At 73.1% G+C, this 11,378-nt stretch carries 9 protein-coding genes; 3 read left to right on the forward strand and 6 right to left on the reverse strand.

The window, feature by feature from the left end; translation table 11 throughout:
* Positions 1–76 precede the first annotated feature (76 nt).
* From ACFVS9_RS04010 to ACFVS9_RS04020, 3 genes are all read right to left on the reverse strand, one after another.
* Entirely contained in the window at positions 77–700 is a 624-nt protein-coding gene (locus ACFVS9_RS04010; protein ID WP_383118649.1) for a helix-turn-helix domain-containing protein, read from the reverse strand.
* A 164-nt stretch (positions 701–864) separates the two neighbouring features.
* On the reverse strand, positions 865–1,539 hold the full coding sequence (locus ACFVS9_RS04015; protein ID WP_383118643.1) for a response regulator: 675 nt from the start codon (positions 1,537–1,539) through the stop codon (positions 865–867).
* Positions 1,536–3,194, reverse strand: coding sequence for an ATP-binding protein (locus ACFVS9_RS04020; protein ID WP_389929879.1), 1,659 nt, complete (start codon positions 3,192–3,194; stop codon positions 1,536–1,538). The genes ACFVS9_RS04015 and ACFVS9_RS04020 overlap by 4 nt, the downstream gene beginning before the upstream one ends.
* A 154-nt stretch (positions 3,195–3,348) precedes the next feature.
* Between ACFVS9_RS04020 and ACFVS9_RS04025 the strand changes: the two genes are divergently transcribed.
* Positions 3,349–4,719 (forward strand): cation:dicarboxylate symporter family transporter, encoded by a 1,371-nt coding sequence (locus tag ACFVS9_RS04025; RefSeq protein WP_383118645.1) that lies wholly within the window; start codon positions 3,349–3,351, stop codon positions 4,717–4,719.
* A gap of 103 nt (positions 4,720–4,822) precedes the next feature.
* On the opposite strand, the gene ACFVS9_RS04030 is transcribed toward ACFVS9_RS04025, so the two are convergent.
* Positions 4,823–6,280: a glycoside hydrolase family 16 protein gene (locus tag ACFVS9_RS04030; protein WP_389929881.1), complete on the reverse strand. Its 1,458-nt coding sequence runs from the start codon at positions 6,278–6,280 to the stop codon at positions 4,823–4,825.
* Between the two features lie 167 nt (positions 6,281–6,447).
* On the opposite strand from ACFVS9_RS04030, the gene ACFVS9_RS04035 reads away from it, so the two are divergent.
* Together ACFVS9_RS04035 and trxA are read left to right on the forward strand one after the other, a co-directional pair.
* Positions 6,448–6,864 (forward strand): MerR family transcriptional regulator, encoded by a 417-nt coding sequence (locus ACFVS9_RS04035; protein WP_383118647.1) that lies wholly within the window; start codon positions 6,448–6,450, stop codon positions 6,862–6,864.
* A complete protein-coding gene (gene trxA / locus ACFVS9_RS04040; protein WP_389929883.1) occupies positions 6,861–7,208 on the forward strand; it encodes a thioredoxin in 348 nt (115 codons plus the stop codon). Before ACFVS9_RS04035 ends, trxA begins: the two co-directional genes overlap by 4 nt.
* A gap of 151 nt (positions 7,209–7,359) precedes the next feature.
* Here trxA and glgB read toward each other — a convergent pair whose 3' ends face one another.
* The gene (gene glgB / locus ACFVS9_RS04045) at positions 7,360–9,819 is read right to left on the reverse strand and encodes a 1,4-alpha-glucan branching enzyme (protein WP_389929885.1); all 2,460 of its coding nucleotides are present in this window, start codon (positions 9,817–9,819) and stop codon (positions 7,360–7,362) included.
* A gap of 83 nt (positions 9,820–9,902) precedes the next feature.
* The gene (locus ACFVS9_RS04050; protein WP_383118651.1) at positions 9,903–11,345 is read right to left on the reverse strand and encodes a maltokinase; all 1,443 of its coding nucleotides are present in this window, start codon (positions 11,343–11,345) and stop codon (positions 9,903–9,905) included.
* Positions 11,346–11,378 lie beyond the last annotated feature (33 nt).

The raw sequence follows: 11,378 nt of genomic DNA on the forward strand, positions 1-11,378 counted from the left end.
CGGCCGGAGGCCCGTCACCCGGCCGCGACGCTCCACCGGGCGGGGAAGCGGTCTCCCCGGGCGGCACCGGCCGGCCTCAGATGCCCGCCGTCCGCCAGAACTCCTCGACCACCCGGTCCAGGAACTCCCGCCCCGCCTCGCCCGCCGCCCCGTTCCGGTCCCCGCCCGCGGTGTTCCAGCTGAGCGTCGAGACCATCAGGGACTGGTAGTCGGCGTGCAGTTGCTCCAGCACGTCCTGGACCAGGATCCGGTCCAGCGGTACGAGCTTGTCCACCGGCTTCACGTACGCCTGCCAGCGGGTCGTCACCGCCCTGGTCAGCAGATCCGCGAGCTCCCCGTTGCGGCCGGTCGCCGTCAGGAACTGCGCCGCCGACATGTCCAGCGCGTCGCAGAGGGCCACCGCCTGGCGCTCGTTGCCGCGCCAGCGGCCCGACTCCTCGATCCGCTGGTAGGTGGAGGACGTCATCCCGAGGGTGCGCGCGAGGTCCTCCACCGCGATGTCCCGGGCCACCCGGTGCTCACGCAAGGTGCTGGCGGCGGCCAGCAGTTCGCCCGGCGCGCACCACAGCACCCCGGACAGCGCCATCAGTTCGCGTTCACCGGGCAAGGCCGTGCCGCGCTCCCAGGCCATCACGGTCTCGGCCGTGATCTGCAGGCCGTACTGGGCGCCGAGCCCGTACGCAACGTGTCCGGGAGCCATTCCCAGCGCCTCGCGGAGGCGGCGCGCGGCGGGGGCGTTGAAGGGCGGGGTGGGGTGCACGGCCCCACCGTAGAAGGCTGGGAACGACCTGGCTACAGGCTGTTCCTCCCAGTTCACCCTTCGTACGATCCTCCTAGGTTTGAACCCCGCAGGAGCGCCGGCCGTCAGCGGGTTTCGGCCACCCAGTGATAGTGCAGCTCGGGGCGGCCCACCTGACCGTAGCTGGGGCGCCGCACGGCCCGTCCGGCGCTCACCAGATGCTCCAGGTAGCGGCGGGCGGTGATCCGGGAGATGCCCAGCTCCTCCCCGGCGGCCGCCGCGGTCACCCCGTCCCGCGCCTCCCGCAGGGCGCGCGTCACGGCCTCCAGCGTCGGGCCGCTCAGCCCCTTGGGCAGGCTGGCCGGGTCGGCGACCCGCAGCGCGCCCAGCGCGCGGTCCACCTCCTCCTGGCCGCTCGCCTCACCGGCCGCCGCCCGGAACTCGGCGTACCGCACCAGCCGGTCCCGGAGGGTGGGATACGTGAACGGCTTCAGGACGTACTGCACGACGCCCAGCGACACACCCTCCCGCACCACCGCGAGATCGCGCGCCGACGTCACCGCGATGACGTCCGCGCCGTGCCCCGCCGCCCGAAGGGACCGCAGCAGTTGCAGGCCGTGTCCGTCGGGCAGGTAGAGATCGAGCAGCAGCAGGTCCACCTCCGTCCGCTCCAACGCCCGTACGGCCTCCGCCCGGGAGTGCGCGACGGCGGCGACCTCGAAGCCCGGCACACGGCCCACGTACAGCTGGTGGGCGTCCGCGGCCACCGGGTCGTCCTCCACGACCAGCACCCGGATCACGGTGCGGCCACCTCCGTCGCCGCCGTACGGCCGGCGTGCGGCAGCCGCACCGTGAACTCCGCGCCGCCGTCCGCCGTGCGGCCCAGCGTGACCGTCCCGCCGTTGCGGTGGACGGCCTGCCGCACGAGCGCCAGGCCCAGGCCGCGGCCCGTGCCGTGGGTGGTCCAGCCGCGCCGGAACACCTCGTCCGCGTCGCCCGGGCCGATGCCCGAGCCGGTGTCCCCCACCCGCAGCAGCAGCTCGCCCGCCTCCGTGCGCGCGGTCACGGTGACCAGGGCCCGCGTCGCCGCGCGCTGCGCGGGGACCGGACCGCCGTCGTCGCCCGTCGCCGTCTCCGACGCGGCGTCCACCGCGTTGTCGATCAGATTGCCGAGGACCGTCACCAGGTCGCGCGGCGCCAGCGTGCGGGGCAGCGCCCCGTCGTCGATCAGGCTGTCCTCGGTGAGCACCAGTTCCACGCCGCGCTCGTTGGCCTGCGCCGCCTTGCCGAGCAGCAGCGCGGCCAGCACCGGTTCGGCGACGGCCCCCACGACCCGGTCGGTGAGGACCTGCGCCAGTTCCAGCTCGGCCGTGGCGAAGTCCACCGCCTCCTCGACGCGGCCCAGCTCGATCAGCGACACCACGGTGTGCAGCCGGTTCGCCGCCTCGTGCGCCTGCGAGCGCAGCGCCTGGGTGAAGCCCCGCTCCGAGTCGAGCTCGCCCGACAGCGCCTGCAGCTCCGTGTGGTCGCGCAGGGTCACGACCGTGCCGCGCCGTTCGCCGCCGACCACCGGGCTGGTGTTGACGACGATCACCCGGTCCGCCGTCAGGTGGACCTCGTCCACCCGTGGCCCGGAGGCCAGCAGCGCCCCGGTCAGCGGCGCCGGAAGCGCGAGGTCCTCCACCCCGCGGCCGACCGCCCCCGGCTCCAGCCCCAGCAGCTCCCGGCCCGCGTCGTTGATCAGGGCGACCCGGCGCTGCCCGTCCAGCATGAGCAGGCCCTCGCGCACCGCGTGCAGCGTGGCCTCGTGGTAGGTGTGCATCCGGCTCAGCTCCCGGGCGTTCATCCCGTGGGTGTGCCGCCGCAGCCTGGCGTTGATCACGTACGTCCCCAGCGCGCCGAGCGCCAGGGCCGCGCCCGCCGCCGTCGCCAGCGCTCCGAGCTGCTCACGCACCTGGGTGGACACCCGCTCGACGGTGATGCCCGCGCTGACCAGGCCGACGATCCTGTCCCCGTCGCGGACCGGGGTGACCACGCGTATCGAGGGGCCGAGCGTGCCGGTGTAGGTCTCCTCGAACGTCTCGCCCAGCAGCGCGCGCTCCGTGTGCCCGATGAAGCTCCGGCCGATCTGGGAGGGGTCGGGGTGGGTCCAGCGGACCCCGTCCGGATTCATGATCGTGACGAACGCGATCCCGGTGTCCTCGCGGACCCGCTCCGCGTACGGCTGGAGTACGGCGGACGGGTCCGGGGTACGGATCGCCTCCCGCACCGACGGGGATCCGGCCATGGCGAGGGCGGCGGCCCGCACCTGGCGGGCCGCGGTGTCCTCCGCCTGGGAGCGGCCGGAGACGTAGGCGAAGACGGCGCACCCGGCCACGACCGCGGCCACGAGCAGGGCCTGCATCGCGAAGAGCTGGCCGGCCAGGCTGCGGGGGCGGGTGAGGGGCAGGCGCATGCACCCCAGTCTGCCTCGCGGGGGCCGTCCGCCCAAGGTGGCTCGAAAGCGTCCGTGAACGATATGAACGCAAGGGTGACGGCCGTCACAGGGAAGTGAATAGTCACCGGAGCCCCCAGGGACGGGGAGCCGCCGCATACCCGAGGAGACCCCCGTGGCAGAGACAGCCGCACGACGGGACCGCACCCATTATCTCTACCTGGCCGTGATCGCCGCCGTGGTGCTCGGCATCACGGTGGGCCTGGTGGTTCCGGACTTCGCCGTGGAGCTCAAGCCGATCGGCACAGGCTTCGTCAACCTCATCAAGATGATGATCTCGCCGATCATCTTCTGCACGATCGTGCTCGGGGTCGGCTCCGTACGGAAGGCCGCCAAGGTCGGCGCCGTCGGCGGACTGGCCCTCGGCTACTTCCTGGTGATGTCCACCGTCGCCCTGGCCATCGGCCTGGTCGTCGGCAACCTCCTGGAGCCCGGCTCCACCCTGCACCTCACCGAGGCGGCCCGTGCCGCGGGTGAGAAGCAGGCCTCGGGCGCCAGCGAGTCCACCGTGGACTTCCTGCTCGGCATCATCCCCACCACGATGGTGTCGTCCTTCACCGAGGGCGAGGTCCTCCAGACCCTCCTCATCGCGCTGCTCGCGGGCTTCGCGCTGCAGGCCATGGGCTCGGCCGGTGAACCGGTCCTGCGCGGCATCGGGCACATCCAGCGCCTGGTCTTCCGCATCCTCGCCATGATCATGTGGGCCGCCCCGGTCGGCGCGTTCGGTGCGATGGCCGCGGTGGTCGGCGAGACCGGTGTGGACGCCCTGAAGTCCCTCGCGATCATCATGATCGGCTTCTACGTCACCTGTGCGCTCTTCGTGTTCCTGATCCTGGGCGCGATCCTGCGCCTGGTGGCCGGGGTCAACATCCTCTCCCTGCTGAAGTACCTGGGCCGCGAGTTCCTGCTGATCCTCTCCACGTCCTCCTCCGAGTCGGCCCTGCCGCGGCTGATCGCGAAGATGGAGCACATGGGCGTCAGCAAGCCCGTCGTCGGCATCACCGTGCCGACCGGCTACTCCTTCAACCTCGACGGCACCGCGATCTACCTCACGATGGCCTCCCTCTTCATCGCCAACGCGACGGGCGACCCGCTGAGCATCGGCGAGCAGATCTCGCTGCTGGTCTTCATGGTCATCGCCTCGAAGGGCGCGGCGGGCGTCACCGGCGCCGGTCTGGCCACCCTCGCGGGCGGCCTCCAGTCGCACCGGCCCGAGCTGGTCGACGGTGTCGGCCTGATCGTCGGCATCGACCGCTTCATGAGCGAGGCCCGCGCCCTGACCAACTTCGCGGGCAACGCGGTGGCCACGGTGCTCGTCGGCACGTGGACCAAGGAGATCGACCGCGAGCGGGTGGACCAGGTGCTCTCCGGCGCCCTCCCGTTCGACGAGAAGACGATGACCGACGACGGCCACGGGGGCGGCGAGCCGCAGGTCCCGGACGCCAGGGACGGCGGCGAGGAGCAGCCCTCGCTCGTCAAGGCGTAGCACGCGGGTGCGCGGGCGCGGCCGGTACGGTTCTCCGTACCGGCCGCGCCGCGTTCCCGGGGTGCCCCGGCTTTCCTCCCGCGTGGGCCCGGGGCCCCGCCGCTCAGCCGAACGGGATGCGGACCACCGACTGGTTGCCGACGCCCACCGTGCTCGGACCGTTGCCGATGGCGTTCCAGATCTCGACCCGCACCGTGCCGCCCACCAGGTTGCCGTGGCTTCCGGTGGACGACTTGAGGCCCTTGGCCTGGGTGTAGTGCTCGTAGCCGTTGACGGGGTCGGTCGCGAAGTAGTCGTACGTCTCCGTGCGGTCCCAGGTCCCGTCACCCGTGCGGTCGTAACTGATCCTCACCTGCTGCCCGTTGGCGATGGTGGTGCCCGAGTCGGCGAACACGTCGAACTGGGTCGCGCCGCCGTCGTACGTCCGGGTGATGCCCGTCGCGGTGAAGGTCTGCGGGCTGTGCGGGGTGCCGTCGTAGGTGCCGCCGCCGGCGGAGGCGACCGTCACCGAGGAGGCCGCGGACTGGGCGGCGCCGAGGCCGCCGGCACTGCGCAGGGTGAGGGTGGAGGAGCCGGACGGCGGGTCGGTGGGCGGCTGGGTCGTTCCGCCCCCCTTGCTCCAGACGCCCACGTAGTCGACGAGCATCGGGCGGCCCGGCACCGTCTCGGCCGTGGGGGTGGAGCCGCCGAGCGCGTTGGGGAAGGCGCCGCCGATCGCGAGGTTGAGCAGCAGGAAGTACCCGGCGTGGTCCGTCATGTTCGCCCATGTCGCGGCGTCCAGCTGGTTCTGGGTGACGCTGTGGAAGAGCTGGTCGTCGACGTACCAGCGCAGGGCGTTGGGGGTGACGGCGCGGTCCCACTCGAAGCGGTAGGTGTGGAAGGTGGACTGGCAGCTCGCGCCGGGGCAGGCGCGGCTGTTGCCGAGGCCGGTGGTCTCGTTGCAGGGGCCGCCCGGGTTGACCCCGCAGTGGAGCACGCCCCAGACGGAGTTGATGCCGTTGACGTTCTCCATGATGTCGAACTCGCCGATGCCCGGCCAGTTCCAGTAGTTGCCGCGGTAGGGGGAGCCCAGCGCCCAGAACGCGGGCCAGTAGCCCAGGGCCGCGTTGCCGGTCACGTTCGGCATCTGCACGCGGGCCTCGATGCGCAGGGTGCCTCCCGCCGGCGCCTTGAAGTCGGCGCGTCTGGTCTCGATCCGGCCGGAGGTCCAGTTGCCCGCGCTGTCGCGGAGCGGGGTGATGCGGAGGTTGCCGCTGCCGTCGAGGCTGACGTTGTCGGGGCTCGCGGTGTAGTTCTGGATCTCCCCGGTGCCCCAGTTGCCGGGGCCTCCCGGGTAGCCGTGACCGGTGTCGATCTGCCAGTTCGCGGAGGACGGCAGGGTGCGGTTCGCCCCGTTGAAGTCGTCGCTCCACTGCAGGGTCCAGCCGGGGGTGGCCGGCACGTCACCGCGGGCGGACCCGGAACCGGCGACGGTGACCACTCCGGCGAGGGCGAGGGCCAGGGCGGTCAGGGCGGCGAGGACGGTCGTACGTCTGTGGGGGGCGGTGCGGCTCGTGCGCAAGAGGAACCTCCGGTGGGGACGGTGCCGGGGACGGTGCGGATGAGAGCGCTCTCAGAGGTATGTAGAGGCACCCGGGGCGGCCGTCAATGGCCCTGACCGCTCCACTTCCCGGACCCGGCCCGCGCTCGCCTTGCGTTGACGCCGACGTCAAGGACTACCGTCGCCGTATGCGAATCGGGGAACTGGCCGAACGCGCCGGAACGACGACGCGGGCCCTGCGGTACTACGAGTCTCGGGGCCTGCTGCGCGCACGCCGCGCGGAGAACGGCTACCGCGCGTACGACGAGGGCGACCTGCGGATGGTCCGGCAGATCCGGACCCTTCAGGACTTCGGGTTCGACCTGGAGGAGACCCGCCCCTTCGTCGAGTGCCTGCGCGCCGGCCACCCGGCGGGCGACGCCTGCCCGGCCTCGCTGGCCGTCTACCGGCGCAAGATCGCCGAACTGGACTCGCTCATAGGCCAGTTGCGGGGCGTCCGGGCCGAGGTGGGCGCGCAACTGGCCCGCGCCGAACTGGAGGCGTCCGCCGAGCTGCCGGGCGGCCCCGAACCACGATGCGAACTCGATCCGGAGGATGGCAGATGATCCACGCAGAAGGTGTTGCGGAGGTCACCGACACGACGTTCGGCACGGAGGTCCTGGGCGCCGGCCGCCTCCCGGTCCTCGTCGAGTTCACCGCCGACTGGTGCGGCCCCTGCCGCCAGCTCGCCCCGGTGCTCGGCGCCATCGCCAGGGAGGAGGCGGGCCGGGTCAAGGTCGTGCAGATCGACGTGGACCACAACCCGGAGACCGCCGCGCGTTACGCGGTGCTCTCGATGCCGACCCTGATGGTCTTCCAGGACGGCGAGCCGGTGAAGTCGATGGTGGGCGCCCGCCCGAAGCGGCGCCTGCTCCAGGAACTGGAGGACGTGCTCCCGGCGGCGGTCTGAGGCCGGGGCGGCCCGCCGCCCACGGCACGGGCGCCGAGGAGACGGAACGCCGCGCGGGACCGGGGGAGGGGACGCCGGACGGCCGCGAAACGCGCAGGCCCCCCGCACCGTGCGGGGGGCCCGCGCGCCTCGCGGCCGTCGTGCCGTCCGGTCAGGCGGGCCGCAGCCACACCGTCGCCAGCGGCGGCAGGGTCAGCGTGATGCTGGTGCCCCTGCCGTGCGCCGGCACCGCCTCCGGCTTCAGCGGCTCCCCGTTGCGCACGTCGCCGCCGCCGTACCGTGCCGCGTCCGTGTTCAGTACCTCGACCCAGGCCTCCGGGCCGTCCGGGACGCCGACGCGGTAGTCGTCGCGCACCGCCGGGGAGAAGTGCGAGACGGCGATCAGCGGCGAGCCGTCCGCGTCGAGGCGCACGAACGCGAACACGTTGTCCTCCGCGGCGCCGCCGTCGATCCAGCTGAAGCCCTCCGGCACCGTGTCCCGCTGCCAGAGCGCCGGCAGCGCGTTGTAGACCGCGTTGAGGTCCGTGACCAGGGTGCGTACGCCCCGGTGGTCGGCGGACGCGTCGTACGTCTCGTCGAGCAGCCACCAGTCCGGGCCGTGGCCCTCGGACCACTCGGCTCCCTGGGCGAACTCCTGTCCCATGAAGAGGAGTTGCTTGCCCGGGTGGGCCCACATGAAGCCCAGGTAGGCGCGGTGGTTCGCGCGTCGCTGCCACCAGTCGCCCGGCATCTTGCTGACCAGGGCCCGCTTGCCGTGCACCACCTCGTCGTGCGAGATCGGCAGCACGTAGTTCTCGCTGTACGCGTACACCATCGAGAAGGTCATCTCGTCGTGGTGGTACTTGCGGTGGACCGGCTCCTTGGACATGTAGACCAGGGAGTCGTGCATCCAGCCCATGTTCCACTTCAGGCCGAAGCCCAGACCGCCGTGGTCGGTCGCGCGGGTGACGCCGTCCCAGGCGGTGGACTCCTCCGCCATCGTGACGACGCCCGGATTGCGCCGGTAGACCGTCGCGTTCATCTCCTGGAGGAAGGCGACCGCGTCGAGGTTCTCCCGGCCCCCGAACTCGTTCGGCGACCACTGGCCGTCCTCGCGGGAGTAGTCGAGGTAGAGCATCGAGGCCACCGCGTCGACCCGCAGCCCGTCGATGTGGAACTCCTCGCACCAGTAGGTGGCGTTGGAGACCAGGAAGTTGCGGACCTCCTTGCGCCCGTAGTCGAACTCCAGGGTGCCCCAGTCCGGGTGCGCGGCCCGCCTCGGGTCGGAGTGCTCGTACAGCGGGCGGCCGTCGAACTCGGCGAGCGCCCAGTCGTCGCGCGGGAAGTGGGCGGGCACCCAGTCCATGAGGACGCCGATGCCCGCCGCGTGCAGCGCGTCGACCAGGAAGCGGAAGTCGTCGGGGGTGCCCATGCGGGAGGTGGGGGCGAAGAAACCGGTGACCTGGTAGCCCCAGGACCCCCCGAAGGGGTGCTCCGACACCGGCATCAGCTCCACGTGCGTGAAGCCGAGCTCCCGCACGTACGAGGGGAGCTGGGCGGCCAGCTGCCGGTAGCTGAGGCCCGGGCGCCAGGAGGCGAGGTGGATCTCGTAGACGGAGAACGGGGCCTCGTGGACCGGCCGGTCGCCCCGGTGCGCCATCCAGTCCGCGTCCTGCCACGCGTGGTGCGAGGCCGTGACCACCGACGCGGTGGCGGGCGGCACCTCCGTGTGACGGGCCATCGGGTCGGCCCGCTGGGTGTGCGAGCCGTCCGGCCGGCAGATGTCGTACTTGTAGACGGCGCCCTCGCCCACGCCGGGCAGGAACAGCTCCCACACACCGGTGGATCCCAGCGAACGCATCGGGTGGGCCGTGCCGTCCCAGTAGCTGAAGTCGCCCGTGACGCGGACCCCGCGGGCGTTCGGCGCCCACACCGCGAAGCGGGTCCCGGCCACACCCTGGTGCTCCATGGGCTGCGACCCGAGCGCCTTCCAGAGCTCCTCGTGGCGGCCCTCACCGATCAGGTGCAGATCGAGCTCGCCGACGGCGGGCAGGAAGCGGTACGGGTCCTCCACCTCGATGGTGTCGTCGTCGTACGCGATCCGCAGGCGGTACGTCTCCGGCACGGCCGGCAGGGGCAGGACGCCGGAGAAGAAGCCGTCGCCGTCGCTCTGGAGTTCGGCGGGCCTGCCGCCGGCCAGCACGGCCACCGAGCGGGCGTACGGCCGCAGTGTCCGGAACAGCACTCCGCCCGGAGCCGGGTGCGCGCCCAGGACGCCGTGCGGGTCGTGGTGCTCACCCGCGAGCAGCCGCCCCCGGTCCGCGTCGTCCAGGGCCGTGGCGGGCAGCGCGTTCTTGCTGCCCCCGCCCCGGCGCGGTCGGGGAGGGGCCCCCGTGGCGGCCGTCGCCCGCTTGGCCCGGGTGCGCTTCGCCGGGGGAGCCGGGGGCGCGGCCCCGGCGGGTGCGTCCGCACCACCGGGAGCGGTGGCCGGATCGGCGGCGGGCGCGGCGACGGGTGCGGGTGCGGCGGCGGGCGTCGCGGCGGCTGCGGTGACCTCGGTGGTCACCGGCTTCGCCGTGGGCGGGACCTCGATGGGGTCGGACGGCTTGCGGGACGGCTTGCGGGCGGTCACGGGGGACTGCCTCCTCGGAAGGCTCGGGGGCTCGGGTGGCCCGGGGCTCGAAGACTCGACGGGTCGGGGGTGGGAGGCGGGGGTCACGCCGGCATGGCGGCCAGGCGCTGGATGGCGGCCATCGGGACCGGCAGCCAGTCGGGGCGGTGCCGGGCCTCGTAGAGCACCTCGTACACCGCCTTGTCGGTCTCGTGGGCGCGCAGCAGCTCCGGCTCGTCGCGCGGATCGGAACCCGAGGCGTGGGCGTAGCCCTCGCAGTACGCGGCACGGCAGCGGGCCGCCCACTCCGGCTTCCACGGGTGGTGCGAGCGGGCCGCGTAGTCGAAGGACCGCAGCATCCCCGCGATGTCACGCACCGTCGGCTGCGGACTCCTGCGCTCCGGGAGCGGCCTGGCCGGCTCGCCCTCGAAGTCGATCAGCGACCAGAAGCCGTCGTCCCCCCGCAGGGTCTGCCCGAGGTGCAGATCGCCGTGGACCCGCTGCGCCGCCCAGCCCCGCCGTGAGTCCCCGAGCGCCGCGACGGCGTCGAAGGCGGCGCTCAGCCCCGGCACGTACGGGACCAGGGCCGGGACCGCCTGGGCGGCGGCCTCCAGCCGCTCCGCCATCCCGGCCACCAGGTCCCTGGTGCGGTCGTGGGCCAGCGGCGGGGTCGGCAGCGCGGCGGCGAGCGCCGTGTGCACCTCGGCGGTGGCCCGGCCGAGCGCGTGCGCCTCGGGTACGAAGTCCCGTCCGGCGGCCAGGGCGGCGAGCGCGAGCTGCCAGCCGTCCCGCGCACCCCGCAGGAACGGCTGGAGCACCCCGAGCGTGAGCGGCTCCGGGCTCGTCGCCGCCTCGAACCAGGCCACCGGGGCCGGCACCCGCCGGCACCCCTCACGGGTGAGCGCGAGCGGCAGTTCGAGATCGGGGTTGGTGCCCGGGAAGACCCGGCGGAAGATCTTCAGGATGAAGGCGTCCCCGTAGACGAGCGAGGAGTTGGACTGCTCGGTGTCCAGGACGCGCGGGGTGAGCCCGGCGGGGATGGGATCCGCCCGGTCGAAGCGCAGGGGGCCCAGGGATCCGGGGTTACGGAATCGTTCCAGCAGGAGGTCCGCGACGCGCGGGTCGTGCAGTCCCTCGTACAGGGTGCGGCCGGACAGCGGGCCCTCGGCGACCCGCCCGATGCGTGCCCCGGCCAGGTGCCGGGGCAGGGCCGTGCGCACGCCGAGCAGGAGCTGGTAGCAGTCCCCCTGGGAGTGCGCGGCCCGGCTGCTCGGCTGGTGGACCCGTACGAGCAGGTGCAGCAGCCCGGGGCCCGTGTTCGTGGCGTCCAGCGGCAGTATCTCCGTCGCGGCCACGAGCGAGAAGCCGGTGACGGGCTGTCCCTTGCCGGCGAACCAGCGCTGCCGGGGCACCCACTCGTGGAGCAGCGGGGCGAGCGACGGCAGCAGCGCCGAGGTGCCCGTGGCGCCCGCCGGATATCGTCTTGTCGTCTTTCTCGGTGTTGTGTTCTTCGCCAGGGCGACTCGAGTGGATGCAGCCTCCGACATGGCATCGCGTCCTTTCCCCGGGCACACCACAGG

It is taken from the genome of Streptomyces sp. NPDC058008 (assembly GCF_042886395.1).
Taxonomy (GTDB): Bacteria; Actinomycetota; Actinomycetes; order Streptomycetales; family Streptomycetaceae; genus Streptomyces.

Coding starts and splice junctions, on each gene's coding strand:
- ACFVS9_RS04010 (WP_383118649.1), bottom strand. CDS start 700: ATGGCTCCCGGACACGTTGCGTACGGGCTCGGCGCCCAGTACGGCCTG.
- ACFVS9_RS04020 (WP_389929879.1), bottom strand. CDS start 3,194: ATGCGCCTGCCCCTCACCCGCCCCCGCAGCCTGGCCGGCCAGCTCTTC.
- ACFVS9_RS04035 (WP_383118647.1), top strand. CDS start 6,448: ATGCGAATCGGGGAACTGGCCGAACGCGCCGGAACGACGACGCGGGCC.
- trxA (WP_389929883.1), top strand. CDS start 6,861: ATGATCCACGCAGAAGGTGTTGCGGAGGTCACCGACACGACGTTCGGC.
- ACFVS9_RS04050 (WP_383118651.1), bottom strand. CDS start 11,345: ATGTCGGAGGCTGCATCCACTCGAGTCGCCCTGGCGAAGAACACAACA.